This window comes from Paenibacillus cookii, assembly GCF_018333375.1.
Classification (GTDB): Bacteria; Bacillota; Bacilli; order Paenibacillales; family Paenibacillaceae; genus Paenibacillus_AQ; species Paenibacillus_AQ cookii.
Genome location: NZ_BORW01000009.1, coordinates 159,648 through 177,583 on the forward strand (window position 1 = coordinate 159,648; position 17,936 = coordinate 177,583).

Annotated in this window: 12 protein-coding genes; all 12 read right to left on the bottom strand. The window is 47.4% G+C overall.

All coding sequences use genetic code 11. The annotated features are described in order from the left end of the window. Nucleotides 1-6: 6 nt before the first annotated feature. A complete protein-coding gene (locus KI367_RS27595) occupies nt 7-249 on the bottom strand; it encodes a DUF6946 family protein (RefSeq protein ID WP_373316225.1) in 243 nt (80 codons plus the stop codon). Continuing rightward, nucleotides 200-3,544, bottom strand: a complete 3,345-nt coding sequence (locus tag KI367_RS11405) for a UvrD-helicase domain-containing protein (RefSeq protein ID WP_212949706.1) — start codon at nt 3,542-3,544, stop codon at nt 200-202. Before KI367_RS11405 ends, KI367_RS27595 begins: the two co-directional genes overlap by 50 nt. After that, nucleotides 3,537-6,500 carry a PD-(D/E)XK nuclease family protein gene (locus KI367_RS11410; protein WP_212949708.1) on the bottom strand — a complete coding sequence of 988 codons (2,964 nt, stop codon included), beginning with the start codon at nt 6,498-6,500 and terminating at the stop codon, nt 3,537-3,539. Before KI367_RS11410 ends, KI367_RS11405 begins: the two co-directional genes overlap by 8 nt. A 41-nt stretch (nt 6,501-6,541) precedes the next feature. Continuing rightward, a complete protein-coding gene (locus tag KI367_RS11415) occupies nt 6,542-7,495 on the bottom strand; it encodes a helix-turn-helix transcriptional regulator (protein WP_212949710.1) in 954 nt (317 codons plus the stop codon). Between the two features lie 54 nt (nt 7,496-7,549). Then, on the bottom strand, nt 7,550-7,735 hold the full coding sequence (locus KI367_RS11420; protein WP_212949712.1) for a hypothetical protein: 186 nt from the start codon (nt 7,733-7,735) through the stop codon (nt 7,550-7,552). Nucleotides 7,736-7,862: 127 nt separating this feature from the next. After that, the gene (locus KI367_RS11425; protein WP_212949714.1) at nt 7,863-8,984 is read right to left on the bottom strand and encodes a Fic family protein; all 1,122 of its coding nucleotides are present in this window, start codon (nt 8,982-8,984) and stop codon (nt 7,863-7,865) included. Nucleotides 8,985-9,076: 92 nt separating this feature from the next. Further along, on the bottom strand, nt 9,077-10,033 hold the full coding sequence (locus KI367_RS11430) for a 3'-5' exoribonuclease YhaM family protein (protein WP_212949716.1): 957 nt from the start codon (nt 10,031-10,033) through the stop codon (nt 9,077-9,079). Between the two features lie 15 nt (nt 10,034-10,048). Then, nucleotides 10,049-12,514: a pPIWI_RE module domain-containing protein gene (locus KI367_RS11435; RefSeq protein WP_212949718.1), complete on the bottom strand. Its 2,466-nt coding sequence runs from the start codon at nt 12,512-12,514 to the stop codon at nt 10,049-10,051. Next, a complete protein-coding gene (locus tag KI367_RS11440; RefSeq protein ID WP_212949720.1) occupies nt 12,498-15,587 on the bottom strand; it encodes a pPIWI_RE_Z domain-containing protein in 3,090 nt (1,029 codons plus the stop codon). The genes KI367_RS11435 and KI367_RS11440 overlap by 17 nt, the downstream gene beginning before the upstream one ends. After that, nucleotides 15,584-16,651 (bottom strand): restriction endonuclease-related protein, encoded by a 1,068-nt coding sequence (locus tag KI367_RS11445; RefSeq protein ID WP_212949722.1) that lies wholly within the window; start codon nt 16,649-16,651, stop codon nt 15,584-15,586. Before KI367_RS11445 ends, KI367_RS11440 begins: the two co-directional genes overlap by 4 nt. A gap of 365 nt (nt 16,652-17,016) precedes the next feature. Continuing rightward, nucleotides 17,017-17,601: an ATPase gene (locus tag KI367_RS11450; RefSeq protein WP_241752887.1), complete on the bottom strand. Its 585-nt coding sequence runs from the start codon at nt 17,599-17,601 to the stop codon at nt 17,017-17,019. Then, nucleotides 17,594-17,773, bottom strand: a complete 180-nt coding sequence (locus KI367_RS11455; RefSeq protein WP_036712133.1) for a hypothetical protein — start codon at nt 17,771-17,773, stop codon at nt 17,594-17,596. The genes KI367_RS11450 and KI367_RS11455 overlap by 8 nt, the downstream gene beginning before the upstream one ends. Between the last annotated feature and the right edge of the window lie 163 nt (nt 17,774-17,936).

The window sequence follows — 17,936 nt, forward strand, 5'->3', positions numbered from 1 at the left end:
CCTTGCCTAGCACAAAAAGATCGTTCTGAGACGGTGCCTTTTGATTATCCAAATACAAGTCCACGAATGGGCTAGTTCGTAGGCAGAATACCCTTTCTTCCACTGCTTCTCCGGATCGGCGAGAAAGCTTCTCCACACATTTAAGTCATTCGTTTGGATACAAAAATGTTTCATATTGCCTTTCCTCCTGCCAGAAAAACTACAGCGATACAAACCTCCGCAAACTAACAAAATACAATCCAGCTTCATTCATCCGATAACCGAACGTCTCAGACCAGGCCTTAGCATAAGCCTGCACTTGCGGCGCATAAAACCGAACAAACTGCTCCAATTTGCTCTCATCCAATTGATCCGTTTTGAAGTCGACGATCACCCAGCCATCTTCCTCTTCGAAAGCGAAATCTATTACACCCTTCACCAAGATATGGCCACCGTTATCAGTCTGATATTTCAATGCCGCGGCGGCTGTTTCCGACATCGTTTGCTCGGTTGCGGGATAAGACGTTGTCTCCCTATTGCCCTGAACCATCATGATCGGGATTTCAAACAACCGTTGCTTCGCTTGCAGACTGCGCTGCCAGAGTTCACTTTCTAGAACTTCTCGGAGAACAGGCAGAGCATCCCCCGCGTCCTTCTCTGCAACCTCTTCGACCTGGCAGAGGTATTGAACATACTCAGGCAATTCGCTCATCGGAAGACCATTTCCAACCGCCTCAAGTCCCTTATGGATCACGCTGCCGAAAGATTGGCCCCTCCCAGTGGCTGACCATTCCGGTGTGTCACCAGTACTTTTCGTCAGCCCGGTAACGGTTGCTTTCGCATAAGTTGGCTGGCGCAGCTGATGGAACACTTTCTCCCTCTGGGCCAAGTAAGCACCCAGATCAATGGATGCTGCTTCGGATTCGGATAAAACAGATGAAGGTGTCCCAATTACGATATCTCGTTCAATTCCCCGATCACACTCGCCAGTCCCGACATCCGAATCCGGAACATCCAACTCCCGGATTAGCTCCATCCCATCCATGAGTGAACTCCACGGGCACTTGGCAGGTTGTTCGGGGTAGAGACTGACGACTAGCATTTGCTTGGCCCGCGTCGCCGCGACGTAAAGAAGCCGATCCCGCTCCGCATGCATGAATGCTCGCTCCCGCACTCTCATCGCTTCCCAGCCGACCGGCTGAGCAATCGTATCTTTCTGAAACCCTTTCGATTGCTGGATCAGGAAATAGCCCGCGGCCTCAGCCTCCGAACGATCAACAAACTGGTCGGCGTCATGATCCTTCTCCCCGCAAGGACAAGCGAGAAACACGATAGGCGCTTCAAGCCCTTTTGCCTTATGCACGTTCATGATCCGTACCGCTTGCCCTTTGCCTGTGTAAAGACTGGCGGTTTCCATACCTTGGCTCTCCCGAATGGCCGAAATCGCATGCGCCAGTTCATGCCAATCCGATGCGAGCATGGCGTCACGCTGCAATCGCTCCAACATCTTAAGCAGTGTTCCAGACCGATTTGCTCCAGCTTCTTGCACCGTGGAATAAGGCAAAAGACCGGTATCCTCCAGAATGCAATACAAGGCTGTCCATGCAGGCAATTCTTTCACCCAGCTGGCATATTCCCGCAATTTACGGCATACAGCAACAACTCGACTTTCCTGTTCTTTTGACTCCTCTGGCAGCCGATAGATGGACCATGCATTCCCTTGAGCACGATACTCCATCAGCTCCTTGTCGCTAATGCCGAATAGAGGTCCGCGCAATACGCTCAGCATCGCCACTTGATCGGACGGATCGGCCAGGTAGAGGGCCAATTGTCCCAGCGTATGAAGCTCGGGGTATAGAGCGGAGCTTCCGACAGTTTCCGCAGCAACGCCCCGCTTCTCCAATTCTTCTGCGTAGAGATGCAAATAATGCCTTGTTCTTGTCAATATAAGAAAATCGCTGGGCTGCGCCTCTCTGAGCACCCAAGATGAACCGTTGCGCTCCTGAACCTGCAAATTTCCGTCGCGGCAAGCCCACGCGATGGTTGCGGCAATACGCTGTGCGTCAACCGCCGCTACTTCATCCTTGCCTCCGGGAATTTTCGGGTAAGTGAGTGCATAAACCCCGTGACCCGCGCGCTTATTCCCCTTTGGATTCGGTATATTCGTTTCCATCCGGACATAAGCGGCTTGAACATCGGTCTCCCGAACGGGAAGCTTGCCGACAAATTGCCCGTTCACAAAATCGCCGATCGCATCGACGGATCGGAAATTGCTGGTCAAGTGAAGCACATCTCCACATGCTTGAATCCGCGATTTAACCTCGTTATAAATGGAAATATCCGCGCGGCGGAAACGATAGATGGACTGTTTCGGGTCTCCCACGAGGAACAAGGAACCCGGCTTTGGAGTAAGCTTCCGCCAATTCCGTTCATTCGGATCATCGCCGGCCCCCGTTAAGAGAAACATCATTTCCGCTTGGACCGGGTCGGTGTCCTGAAACTCGTCGACCAAAAGCCGTTGATATCGGCCGGCGAAAAACGCTCGAACCTCCGGGTAATCACGCAGAAGACGGCAGGCATACATCAGCAGATCCTGAAAGTTCAGCTTCCCTGCCTGCAATCGCCGTTCTCTGCAATACTCCAATGCAGGCAAGACAAATTGAATGACTTTCGGATACAGATATTCCCGCCACGATTGAAGAAAGGGGAACAGGACCGTAATCTGCCAATCGTGAAATCGTTCGGATATGGCTTTGGCTTGCTTCTTATCCGTCCATTTGTACTGCTTCACATCCAGTTTGAAGTCAAACATCTTCGCAAGCGTTAGCATCAACATATCGTCCTGCTCATCCGACAACCGCAGCATACGATTAGCAGTACGCAGTTTTGCCTGAAGATTATCCCACCCTTTTTCCGGTTCAGCTGTCGGTAGAAACCTGTTGGCTTCTTCAATCATGGGAAGCAAGGAGAGTCGGATGAGGTTGAAATCAGGACGATGAACCGGTTCGCAAGGGATTTGGAGATCCGTAAAAATAGATACCCGATCATAGACATTCTTCAGGATGCTGACGTCGATTCCCACCTCGGTAAAGGAGGCAAGTGCTTCACTATCTTCCTCCTGCAGCTGAATCAGATATTCATCCCAGCATTGATCGTGGAACGCACGATTCATTTCATCATCCATTTCTTCGAAAGAAGGGTCCAATCCGGCCTCAATCGGTCGCTCGCGAAGCATGGAGGAACAGAACGCATGGATCGTTCCAATAAAGATTTGGTCTAGATTGGCCAAAGCTTCTTCCATTCGTTCTCTAGTTTCGCCTTCAATATCAGCCGTTTTCCGCTCTAAAGCAATGCGGAAACGCTCCTTCATCTCATCCGCCGCTTTATTCGTAAAGGTGATCGCCGCAATATGCTCCATCTTCGCCGTTCCGGACTCGATGAGTGCCAGCAATCTGCCGACCAAGCTGGTTGTCTTGCCCGAGCCTGCACCGGCTTCTACCAGAAAGGTCGTGTTCAGCTCCTCCAATATCCTCTTTCTAGCTTGTTGATCGGATGGTTCATTCAATGTTCTCCACCTCCAGCAGCGTGTGCAGTAGTTCCGAATTTGCTTCATCCTTTCGCTTATGGGCCATCATCTCTGCGTGCTCTCCGCATACAGCCGCATAGTCGCAATATCGGCAGACCGCAGGATTTGAAGCGGGAATAAACAATCCCTGTTCCATCGACAAAAGGATTCCCCGGATCACCGCGGTGACTCGATTCCGTTCGGTTTGCGGGCGTGCAATCACTTGCCCGTGCCCCCGTTCGCTTGGAAAGACGTAAGACGCTTCAAGCACTTTTGCATCAGAATCCACACCCGTTTGCCGCATCCATAGCTCCGTCCCCATTGCGTAAAGCGCGTGTTGCAGCTGCGTACCGCCGGCGAACACACCATTTTCCTTGTACGAGCGGGGGCTGCCGGTCTTATAGTCGATAATCCGATATTGATGCGGCGCAACTTGATCGATCCGGTCGACGATCCCGCGCAGCGTAATCGCCATGTCCTCGCCAAGCTCAAGGTGTAACGGCTGGCCGTCCACGATGAGCTCTTGTTCGAAAAACCGGGGAGCCGTCTTAGCCTGCAATTCCATGCGATAGAACACGTCCACATCCCGGAGCATCGCTTGACGTTCCCTCTCAAACACATGAGGGCTCGGTGCCGGAATCCGCTCGGCATACAAGAGAATCGTCTCCTCCGCAATACGAAGCAAACGGGCATGATCGTGTGTAATAGGCATGACTTTACTTGCGCTGACTTCCGTCATATAACGACGATAAACCTCGTGCAGCAGCGAGCCTCTTTCATTCGGCTTCAGCCAGGAGGTACGGTCAAAAGTCACCTGATCTTTCACGCGAATCCTGAGCACATATTGGAAAAAGTATCGCATCGGACATTCCGCGTACTTCTCCAATTGACTTGCGCTAAGCGTCCGTTCGTCCCGGCCTTTCCAATAATCAGCCCATTCATCCCCCGCTATATATCCGTCATGCTCCGTCACTTGCGAGCTGCCGCGTGCCTCGAGTGCAAGTCTGCCTTGACGAAGCGAGGGATAGACCGATTCGATGAAGGATTGCCGGTCCCTCATAAGGTTTACATTCGCATGGATTTGTCGGAAGACATAATGAGAGCCGTCCAATGGCAGTCCATTTAGCTCAGTAGAGGATGGCTGTTCTACATCCAAATACCCGACAGGTTCGCCTAAGCTTCGGTGCAGCATCTCATAGTCCGCATTCGTTTCTCCGGATACCTTTCGGAATACCTGTAGAAGTTGAAAAGCCGGGCTTGCTGTCGCTCCTTCTGCCAAGTCATACGACGAGAAGCTAAATGTGATATTGCCGCTTATCATCCCAAGCCGACCATCACGAAGGCGTTGCCGATCTCTTTGTCTCTGCACGGCTGTTTGAAGCCCGGCACCGATCCGTCTGCACTCTTCATCGAGAAGCATGGGGTTTTGCCTGATATTCCCGGACCACGAATGTTCATCCATCCCGAGAAGAAACGTATGTTTTCTCCCGCTGATCCCCCCGTTCGACAAACTCGATATGTACAGGAATCCGGGCTTGGGTAACCGTTGCACCCCGACTCGAAGTTCCTGCAGCATGTCTCGGGCATACAAGAACATTTGCTGAAACGGCATCGAGTCCGGAACAGGACATTCCTGCAGTTCTTTAGCGATACCTTTCATTTCTTGCAGGACGATCGCATCCTCTTCCGTTCCGCATACACCAAATCGATCCAAGATGTTAACGAGCCATCCCCAGATTCCCTTAGGAGATGAGAGCGCCGCTTCGTCTGGAAACAATTCTCCCAGGAGGTTTGTCAGATGCTTCTTGATGTCGTCATCCCGCTGTTGTTGTTCCGTCCGCTCCCGTTCTTCGGGTCTTTCATCTGCATCCCCTTGGAACCGAACATGCCCCGACCCCAGCAACTTGATATACCGTTCTTTCCCCCAGCCGATTCCGCTTTTCTCCAGGGCTCGAATACAATCCGCATTCGTTATTCCTTGGTCACGATCGGAGAACGTGATCAATTGCTGCTGCAGCATCAATACGAGCTGCCGCACCTGATAACCGGACTCCAACCAGTTCAGCAGAAAATGGGCGGCTCTTCCCATTCCGGATGTAATCACAGGCAGCCCGTCTGCATAGGAACAGGGAAGACCGAAAGAAGCACACATGGTCGAAATAACCAACGCATATTCTTCATCCGGTACGATCATCTCCACTTCATCCAATGGCATCCGGCCCTGAATAATACGTCTCAATGCTTCGCGAACCTCCGCCAGCCTTCCGGTCGCATGATAGAACTGAACCTTTCCGAACGGCATTGTGGATTGGACGTCAGTGAAGGAAGAAACCGCTATAATCCTCGTCATCCGTCCGTTTGACAACCGCTCCAGCATTCGAGCGGAAACCGGTGAAAGCGGCATAGGGTCTGGCAGAATAAGCTCCACGTTTTCCGGCAATTGGGTTGGTATATGCGACAAAAGGCCGGGGAAATCGATCCAGCTCCGCTGATTCAGAAAGCGCTCATACGCTGACAACACCTTTCTGACATAGCTGCCTTTTTGCTGGCTCATAAAGTGGTCGTCTCGAAGCTCCCCCGCACTCACTCCGGCACGGCGCAGATCCATAATGGCTTGGTGAACATGCATGGCAATACCAGGCTTTACTTGATCCACCGCGATGTAGGAATCCGGCTTGGAAGCCATTTGTTCCATGACATGATGGATAATCCAAAAGGACCGCTGTTCCCCGATTAAAGTCAGCCCTTGTTGATACAGGGAGAACTGAACCTGACTTCTTACAAAGGATTGAACCGTTTGGACCTCCACATTCATAACCGGCCCTAATTCCCGGCATATTCGCATCAACCAGGACTGTCCTTCGATGTAGGAAGGAGCAATAACAATTTTGCGGCGAAATGGCTCTCTACGGATTGCATCATATAAACGTTCTAGAAACGTGCCTACTATTTTCAAAAGGGATACCTTCCTTTCGTCTATCGTTCAACAACAGCACCTTACTGCCCATACAACTTCCCCCAACGCTGTAGCTGTTCCTTGAACTTTTCCCGGACAGATGCAGGCTCTAAAATCTCCGCTGAAGGTCCGTACTGAACCACCCAATTCATAAACTCCCGCTCGTGGTTGACGGTGACCTCGAATAATAAGCTGCCGTCCGGCAGATCGGTCATCTTCGGTCTCACGAATAATTCTTCTTCCTTCACATACCGTGCGACATCAGGTTGGAATTTGATCTTAAAAGTGATTAAAGAATCCCCGCGTTCAATCGACCAGGTATGCTTCATATACTGAGCAATGTTAAAATCACCCTTGTCGAATCGATTACTTGTCAACTCTACATGGCGGAAACGGCTTATACGAAACGTGCGAATGTCCTGCTTGGAATGACAATAGCCGATCAAGTAAAACCGTTGATCCCTTGGAACCAGGTAGTACGGATCAATTTCGCGCTCCGTCAATTCATTCCGGCTCTGGGTATGGTAAACAGCCCTGATCGTCTTACTGGCGATAATCGCTTCCATGATGGGCAGCAAGAAGTTGGCACTGTTCTCCCGATAAGCCGGGGTGCCCATTTGGATCATGTCTGCGACATTTTCCAGTGTATCGTACCGCTTCCGGGTTTCTTTCACATGGGTAGCCATCACCTTGTCGTAGGCGGATTCAAAGCCTGGAGGCAATTTGCTGGTGTCCAACACGGAGGGCAGGACAGAGAACACCAACGCTTCCTGCTCCGTGAAATTCAGCGGGTACATGGCGAAATTACCGACAAAACGGTACCCTTTTCCGTAACCCTCGTTTGTAATCGGTGCGATCAAGTCCAAAATCCGCATGTCCCTATAAATCGTACGATCCGTTGTCTCGCATTTGTCCGCCAGCTCCTTGGCCGAAATCCCCGGATTGGATTGAATGGCGAGAAGTATTTTAAAGAGCCGAATCACTTTATCCGTCATGCTATATCTCCTATCGTGGCATATAGAATGTAAATCCTTATCATCATTGGGATTCTACGCTTTACCTGGTTCTTCCTGCCTATAAGGAGAAAACGAAACGTTCTCTGTCGTTTTGATGATGTACACTTCCTCTAGACCCGGCGTAAGTTCAACAATTGCCGTATCCTGACCCGGCTTTAGAAATGCTGCTCCGTAGTAATGCTGCGTGCCTGTGACGGCGATATAGATCGGTTGATCCATTGTACTCACTCCCGTATGTCTTTCCTTCATTATGACGGATCACAACGACCATAGATTGTCAGCGAATGTATGTTCTGCGCACAAAAAAAGCACTGCGACATCTCAGGTTGAGATCGCAGTGCTGCATTCATTTTAGAAAATGGGCAAACTGATCCGGCACATTCCGAATGTCTTGGGCCAGCTTCTCGTACTCCGCGGATAATTTGATCGAACGAACTCTTTTGGCGTCTTGATCGCGCGGCTCAATGAATCCTTCTTCTCTCCAATGACTTACCTTTTCCCTTATTGAACGGTCCGACAAACGCAGCAGGTCCCTCATTTCGCTTGTCGTTAGGGTATCTTGTTTAAAGGTTAATTGAGCAAACACCATTCTTTGCTGGGGATCTAACTTGCGAATTAGATCCGGTTCGATTTTCGTCATTTGAGCAGATTTCTCGGTTACGATGGCAGCGGCTTCTTGAAAAACCTCCGCCAAACCATCGATAAAGAATTCCAGCCAAGGCGTCAAATCAGCTTCATTCCGCCCAAAATAATAATTGTGATGGAGACCCAACTGGAGTCGGCGATAATATTCAGCCAAGTTGCGGTCATAGAAATTCTCGAGTACAAATAACCCCTTTAAGCCATATCCGCCGCGTCGTAAAAGATATGTCGTGATCATCCGGGCCGTTCGGCCATTCCCGTCCAAATACGGATGAATCGTTAGGAACTGCCACATGAATATGCCAGCCTTGATAGGAACCGGAACCGAATAGGTTTCCGGCGAGTTCACCCAGGCAACCAAATCCTCCATTAATACCGGGACATCTTTCCATTCCGGCGGCAAATAAAAACCGGAGGCATTGCGGCTGCCTACTTGATTCTGTTCTTCGCGATACTCGCTAACACGCGGTCTTCGTCCGTGTGATATTCGGATAATGGCATGCAGCTTTTTAATAAATTCCTCTGTGACCGGGAGCTGCCTTTTTTCGGCTTCATCCAGATATTCCAAAGCTTTCATTAAGTTATAAACTTCCTGCTCTTCATTGTCATTGCTGGTTTGGTACAAAACTTTTCGCTTAGTCGCCTCGTCAAGCGTGTTTCCTTCAATTTTCGTTGAAAGAATGACCGTCTTTTCCATCGATTCTTTCTTAAGCAAATCCAGAATAGATGCGGGCAGTGGAAGCAAATCCACCACAACACTGGCGCGTTGTATATCCATTAGTCTGCGGGCTATGGTGTCCGTTATTGAATATTTGGGTGTAAACATAACATCACCTTCCTCAATAACATTATACCATTGCCGCTATTTTGCCGCAAAGTATTTTTGTTTCATTGCATTTTCTTCGTATATTTTAATTTCTACAATGACATCCGGTACAACGCTTTATTCTCCAGCCCTCGGACCGGCTGTGTCCACAACTCCTTGTCCGAAGTGGCGCTTAGTGCGTCCTCCGCCATCTGGAGTTTGGCATCCAGTGCGTCAATATAGTGCAATGCTACCGCTTCTGCCGTTTGCGGCTGCACCGGGCTTCCCCATTCCCCAAGGTTATGGTGCGAGAGAATAAGGTGCTGCAATCCGATCACTTGTTGCGAATCGAGTGGAAGTTCCAGCCGCAAAGCCGCTTCTGTGATCCAACTAGCCGCCATGGCAATATGACCGATCAACTTACCCTGGGTGCTGTAATCTATCACGACCCCAAGCTGAGCGATCATTTCCTCTGGCTTCGCGATATCATGCAGGATAATCCCGGCTTTGATCATGTCCGCATTTAGAAATGGCCTCTGCTTGCAAAGGAACTCTCCGATCTCCAGCATACGAACGATATGATAGGCCAAGCCTGCGAAGTAAGCATGATGGTGCATTTTGGCCGCCGGATAATGAGCCAGTTTCTCACTCACCTTATCGACGCAAAAGCTTACAATATCACGAATGACCGGGTCCGAAATACTTTCGATTACTCTGTATATGACCTCTAATAATTCCGCAGATCCAATTGGAGCCGCCCGAATAAAATCGGTTAGAGACACACCGTCTTCATTGCTTACATTGCGAATCCGGGTGATCTTAACCTGCGGCTTTTCCCGATACAATTGAACGATTCCCTGAACCTTGACTAGCGTCATCGGAGAAAAGCTGTCTTTTTCTGTTTCCTTCACATCCCAATACTTTGCAGGGAGCTGGCCGCTGGCATCACACAGCACCAAATCGAAGTAATCCTTTGCCGGGGATGTATTGGTCTGCTTCAGCTCCAGCTCTTTCAGCAAATAAAAGCCGACGAATTCATCGTTCGTGGTCAGTTCTTTTATCAAAGTCATTCTTTTCACCCCCATCTACAACTCCAAAAACTCTGCCTCTGCCTCAGTAATCTCATATTCCTTGAATTGTAAGTATTTCTTTAACGTACCCGTCATTTTCAAGGGATAAGGTTGTGCCGTAGTCGATTCAAAGGTGATGCACACTTCACGTAAGCGATGCACCATCCAAGCTAAGCGCTCTCGGTCTTGCCTATCCATCGGACCTAATGGCATATATTCCACAACTCGGGGTTGCTGAAATGCCGTTTCAGGGTTATCGTACTTGGTCATAGATTTGGCAATGTTCCTCTGGGTCTTGGGTTTGGTTCCTACACCGTAATACAGTCCTGACTCGTTATCAGAATAGACACCTATAGAGAATGACATGGGGCGAAATCCATAGGCTGGAACGTCATCATTGGAATTAACACGAATAACGGTCATCCCCTGATCGTTCTGTATCCATCCAGGTAAGTCAGGATTCTTACCACGGCCAATTTTGTTGTTTTGAATGCCGTCCAACCCTTTATATCGAAGCTCCGCTTCAACTAATACGATCGGCTCCTTGCCACTCATTCGTTCCATTCTTAACTGCTCACCGAACCAGCGAGCGACCTCTTTCTTTAGCGCATCCGGGGCTTTGGGAAGCGGATCAAATTGATCTGTTTTCAACACAGCTTCTGATAAACTCAACCATTCCTCACTGCCCCGGCTTTTTACCATTAATACACCGTCTTCCAATTTCGTAAGAATCGCATAAGTTCCTTTATCACCTGAAACCAGATCATAGGCTATGATTGGGCGTTGTTCATTTACATCCATATGTGCCTTGTAATCGATAACTCCCGCATCCCCCAATAAATCCAAAATACAGTTGAAGACTTTGTGAATATAGCTTGACTCCGGTTTATCTTTCTTACGTTTAGACTTCTTTGCCCCGTTTTCGGGATAGACGAATTGAGTGATCCTCCCCGTTAATTGAAACCCTTTGCGTACGGCTTGCTTGGGATCTATTCCTTCGCCAAGCTTCTTCCAGTCGTCTTTAGGCAATATTTCAATCAATGAGCAAGTTATGGCTTGATTCCCTTTAACATGTTCGATGCTTCGGAGGATTTTGTTGGTTCGATGTTCATCCGCCAGGTCCTTAAGTGCTCCGCGATCCAAGCCATCTACATAGTCCTTCCTGTCACACTTGACCACAATGATGCGGTTTCGAGAGGAAGAGTTCAACCTAAAAACTTCTCCGTCAACATGTTCAGCCAGCAACTTTCCTTTATATTTTTTTGCCTTCAATGCTTCGACGACACATTGATAAAGAGAGTCCGGTCCCCACACTTCAAGCACAAAATCTTTATCATGACCGCAGTATACGGGTGGGATCGGTTCTCTTACTCGCCTCCTTGCCCCTTCTAGCTTAGGCTTCGGCACAAGTGGCAACGGCGTAAGCGATCTCCAGTCGGATACATTCTCCCGTACCATCTCGTAAAATTTCATTTTCTCCTGAATGCTGATTCCCGCTTCAACATATAGGGGGTTAAAGACTCTGTTATTATGAACGACCCATATCTTAGGGGAACGATCTGAGTGATACTTGACTGGATTTGTTAAGATATCCTCAGTCGATAACGGATTGCCCCATAAGACATCACAAAACAATTCGTCGAGCCCTTCAGACCAACGTGTATAAGGCTCAGTTCCACCTTCTCTGCGAAAAGATAAACTCGCGTACGAACGTAATCCCATTCCCTGATCTTTGATCAGAGGATTGTCCATGGAAACCAATAACGTGCTATTAATGCCGCCTTTCAGATATTTGGTCTCCTGTGGTTTCGTAATAAACCGTCTTATTCCAGCCGAAACCATTAATAATAGTCGTTCCGGCTCACCGGCCCTATATTGTAACCGAAATCGGACGACATAAGAAAAAGTACCAGATCTAGTGGTTATGGGCTCAGACATGCACTCTGCCTTTTGCGTGGCATATACCTGCGAGAACATAAGCTCAACAGGCTCATCCCGGTTATCAAGCAGTAGTTGTTTCGGACTCAAGCAAAATTGATGTGCAACTAGAGCAGGAAGCAATTCATATTTTAACCTTGAATCACGATGCAAAATGGAATCTACCGCCTCGCTTCGCCAGTCCATTGTACTCGTATCCAAATCATCCGGTGCAGCTACGCCTTGCCTCGTTGCTATTTGGTTCATCCATCCCTTAGCCAGTAATAGGATCATTCCAACCGGGACTGGCCGCGTTGCAATGAGCCACGGACGGTTTTCATCCAGATAAAATTGGTTATTGACCGAGACGATCTGTGGAAATATACTTTGCAGTTTTTTACCTAATGGCTTAATCGCAAAGGGCAGCTTAACGCCATTATAAAATTGACGAATAAATTCTCTCCAAACCGTTGGTATATCCAGTAGATAGATCTGCTTATTATTCCAAGCATTTTGGTCGCTCTCGAAAGCATACAGCTGCAGCAATTTACCAGTCCGACTCATGGGCCTCATTCCTTTCCATCATGACTTTCATACTGTCTATAAATGGTCCATATAAACTGCGAAACGCTGGATTTGATTCATGATCCACCATGATCTTCAGCCAGTAATCCAACATCGATTCCCCAACATCCGTGCGCATGGGCTGAGCTAGAAATTTACCATCACAGTAGAACACTCTCGCCGGTGTGCCTTTGCGAAGAAGCCTTCCAATCGTTTGCCAGACTGGGATAAACGTATACCAGGCTATGGTCTTTCTCTCCGCAGGATTTAATACGGACCAATAGTCTGGTTTACGGTACATCCGGTGGAGCAAGCTATTACTTTCGCTGCGAATGAGGTCCAGTGCCTGCCTATAAAGCTTGCCTTCAAAATCGGCACGTTCAATGAAGTCAGGCAGTTTGGCATGCAAAAGTTGGATGAGATAGGTCATGTCCTGCGGTATCGGATATGGCCGTATCATAAAAAACACAGATCCGAATAATGAACCTTTCGTATCATCCAGAATGTTATAACCGCGACTTATCGCAAGTAACGGGGCGATCAGCACATCAGCGTTTTCGTTAGCAAACCGCTCTAATTCTGCTCTTGAAAACTCGGCTTCATGAAAATGATCCGGGTCCCTCGTTAACTGGCGGTATCTATTTTTCCAAGAAGAATGTGATGCAAATACGGCTCCGACATCAGCAACGTCTTCATAAGAGTTGACAATCAACAGCACTTTACGATTTGCACCCGAGTAACGCCACTCCAGCAATTCTTGTTCAATCTTGGACATTAACTTGGCGGTTAGCGCACGTAGATTTCGTTCTCTCCTATCCTCAATCTCACCGGATATTTGGATAGGGGTTTCCTTCCCGTGCTCATAGATCGGATAATATTCCTGGTGAATGACTGGAACACCCAGATTGGATTCCAACAGCCATTCAGGCAACGATGCAATATGATAATGGGCTGATCCTGGAGCCAGACTTGTACCTGAAAGCAGAACAACCGCAGGACCTTCATATCCATCTATTCCAGCGTAGATCGATTGCCAGTCTTCAAGGAGAAGTCGACCGACACCTGAATACTGAACGGCTTTGAATGTACCTGTGTCATTCCCAGGTTTTACTTCATACAGATACCCCGTCATACGTCCTGTCATCGCATCTTTCATAATTGCTGAAAACTCACGTTGAATCGTGTAGAGTCCCTCGAATTCAGATAATTTTCCTAATTTGGCTTGAACTAGCGGATAAAGATCCATGAACACTTGTATATCATGATCGATAAGTGCCAGACATAAATATAATTCCAACGAATGAACCGGGAATTTCAATCTTCCAACAGGGTTTGTCTCACCGCCCAACTTATGGAGAATGGTAGTTAGAGCTTGTTCCCGCTCCTTCTTCGTTCGAGCTTGCAGCATTTTCGTTACATCTGCATAGATAGGGTGGTCCAGCGGATGATCCGCATAGTTGCGTAATTCCTGTTCAATTCTCTCCCGATTCTGTTCGTCCTTGGCGAAAGCGCCACTGATGCGATAAGCTTCGGTAGAGAGCCGTAATAGCTTCCGGTACAAAAACTGAGCGAATTCAGGCGATAAATTCAATGTACGATATACACCGCGGCGGATGGTGCTTTCAAGGCGATTCAGAACATCCATCCAGTCTTGTACAACCTCGTCATGTGCATACTTACCATAATAACCTATCGTTTTTCGAAATGATTCTAACAGGGTCTTCTCAAAGAGATGCTGAGAGTTACCAAACAATGCAATCTCGGAGACGAAGGAATCGTCGAATTGCTTCTGAACCGCATCGGCTTCATCAACGAAAATGATGTCTAACAAGTCATACATCGCTTCATAGACTGTTCTCTCATATGGGTCCAGCATAACAGGTAGTTTTGTTTTCAATATGCTTGCTGAGGTTGTAACCCATACTTCCGCATGGATCAGGGCTGCGAAATCGCGATAGATTCCGCAACTGGCTGCATAGGGGCATACGCACTTTTTCTCCTGCTGTATTAACTGACGACATGGATAATCTGTCGTATTTTCATGGTCATTGGCAAGGGCATGGATGATGCAAAAATCGGATACATGTCGGAGTTCCAGATAAGAATCCTGCCCCCAATCCGTTACATCCCGAATCTGATGGCGACGGGCGGATATATAATCTTTCTGATGTTTACGGCGACCCGTTCTTCCAATTACAGGAACAGCGTTAATTCCCAATAAACGAAGTTCCTTAACTCGATTTAATACTTGAGGGACACTGCTCTCAATGAATCCGACACGAGCTCCTGCTCGGACTAATCGATCCGTTTCCAACACCATAAATGTGGATTTTCCCGACCCCAGTCCCCCTACGATATGCTGTAAGCCCTTATACTCAAACTGTCGGATACTGGGGTTAGTCAATGATTTTAGTTTAAGTCCAATTCCGGCCCGTTCCTTCCATTCCAAGGCTGCCGAAGCTTCTCGCATCCCCTCTGTCTGATAGGTATGCTCGTCTCCAAGATGAAGTGTAAATCTCCCCTTCGGTCTATATCTCGGAAATGTTGACGTATTAACCAACGGCGGTGGAATTTCTCCGACATAACGAATGGACTCTTGTTCCTGATTATATTTGTAATAGTGGAACTTGCCTGATGTAGCAAAGTGTATGTCTTTAGACAGATGGGCAACAGCTTGTTCTAATAATTGCTCGTACCATTTCCTGCGATCGGCGAACAAGGCAGGAGTCCGGAGTCTCCAATGACTACCGTCGTTTTCATATAATCTATATTCAACCGAAACTTCTTCATATCGTTCGAATAAGTTGTCCCATGTCATCCTTGAGCGCAAAGCACTATATAAAACTCTTAAACGGTGTGCAATCTCCTTCCGAGCAGGCTTGGGAAGAATAGGTGAGTCGTAACCTGATAAAATCGTATAACCTTCGCTGATATCCATAGAAGAATCAACCATCAAACATCCTGTAACGAACAATTCCACAGTATAAATGGTTTCAATGTTTTGCCGCGGCAATCCAGATGGCAAGAGACGCGGAAGGAACTGCTCAAAATAGGTCCAATACGATACTCTCATCTCTCCGTTGCCTCCCCAGCCAGATGCTTCTGCACATCCCGCTCATTTATGACTTTCAGATGACTCGCATGAGCCATAAGTGCTTGTTTAACAAGCTTCGAGTAACCGGGGTATATTTTCGTTCGGTATTGCGGAATGACAATATATACATGTGGGTCTCGATATTTCTCTAGTTGGTGGGGTTGCATTTTATTGAAGAAGTTAGCCAGGTGTAGGGGGTGCTTAAAATCCTTCATATCCAGATAGACGATATGCGTATCCAATTCGACGGCTAAATCAAACCGGTCTACTTGCGGAAAGAGTTCAATTTTGTAACCTTTCTTCGTTAGCCAATCTTTAGCTGTAAGTTCAGCCAACCCTGGCAACATCGTGTACCGATAAATTCCATAACGCAATCGATGCATGGGCTCATGGATTTCCCATTTCTTAAGCTCTCCGCGACTGGCCAGTTTCCCACAAAGATCTTCTGCCCCGCATTGCCAGTGATCGTTACGAAATTCCAGCGTCCATCCGCATCGTGGACATTTGCGATATCGTTCTACATCGTCCGAAATTTCTTCATAACAGCGACTAAGCTTTTTCATCAGTTCTGTATCCTTAAGCTCCAGCCCAAACTCCATTAAACGGTAAGCAGATACAACCGGATTGGTAATAAGGAACTCTCGAAGTTTTCGGTACTTCTCCTCTAGCATCGGCATTGTCCCTCGGCAGTAGCGCAATATCTCTACTATTTCTTGTGTCTGAGCTTCTTCAGGCGAATCGTACATGATTTTAAATTCACGTGCGTCTGGTGACAAGCCCAGATCCGGAATCAAGAGCGGCGCTTCCTCCGGATAGATACCGGCTACTACAATTCCCCATTCTTCTGCCGGTTTTTGCAACAATTGAATAAGTGAATGCAAATCAATTGGAGCTTTTTTTCCCTCCAACATCAGGAGTCGAACAAACTGCATATGTCCTTGACGCAATAGAGCCGGCGGCTCGCTGAAGTCTTCTCCCCACTGTGACAAACCTGCGATTAAGTTTAACAAACAATCCCTCACATCATTCTTATCAATTTGCATTTCAACACCACCGGTAATGGATTAAGAATCACCTAGTATATTTTTATTTTATAGTTAAGTCATGACAACACTTTGTCAGCGAATATATGTTCTGCACAAAAAAAACGACCAGATCTAATCCGGTCGCGTAGAATTCCTTATTCACATTGGGAGAAATGTAAAATTCAAGATTTAATCATCTTCGGTTAGTAGTAATTCCCTTTTACAAACATCACACTGGACCTTGATAACCAATCCTAGACTTGTTGGTATAAATATGTACGCAAACTTTGCTCCCGTTACATCTTTGGGTTCACATTTATCCCAATTATTAATTTTGTTTTCCATAGATTTGCTAATTTCAAACTTCATATGATTCTCCATAATCAATGTAACTGATCCTTGATCTTATGCACCCATTTTGGAAGAGATTCGGCCTGATATTTTAAAATACTATGTTCAGCTTGCATAACGATTTTACCGGAAACTTCGCTATTATCAATCACAATCAAATGATCAATGAGATGGATATGAGTTAGCAGATTTTGCATGGATGTGGTTTGTCTCCGAACGATGTCTTTAGTCGGTATATGATGTCCACCGGTTTGAACTCTGGCGGCAACACGTTCGATATTGAGCCGAACATCATTTAGACCCACATAAAACATCGTCACTTCAAAGCCGTTCGCCTTGGCATCCCGTATCAGTCGAATAGCATTGCCGCCAGCCAAAGTCGTTTCTAACGAAAAATCTCGTTTATGCTGAATACATTCTCTCGCAAGCTTAATCGCTTCTTTGCCCGCGGATACTTTGCGGCGATCCGGATGGTCAGAATCAATGCCGCGAGCTAAAGCGTCGGGATCTATATTGACACTGATACCAAGCCTGTCCACTATCAAATTGCGAATGGTGCTTTTGCCGCTGCCGTTATTGCCGGCGAATACAACCATCACTGTGGAGTACTCATTCATGATGAACCCCAGGATTGTCGATTGGCTCGATCACACCGTTTGAATATTCTTTGACAATCTGGCCTTTTTCCGTTTGATAGACAATGTAAGTCCCGTTCGCTTTTGCATCCAGTTTCGCGCGCTCGCCCGTAAGTTTGATCAGTTTTTGCAAATCTTGAACACGATCCATCATTGATCACCACCGAATCCGTCTCCATTTAGACATTATCCTGAATTTCGAAAGTAACATCGTCTGAAAAACAAGAAAAGGGCTCCAATTCTTTGGTAGAATGGTGTTTGTCCAGAACATCACCTACAAAGAAAGGAGCACCTTTTAGATGAAGTCTACCACACCC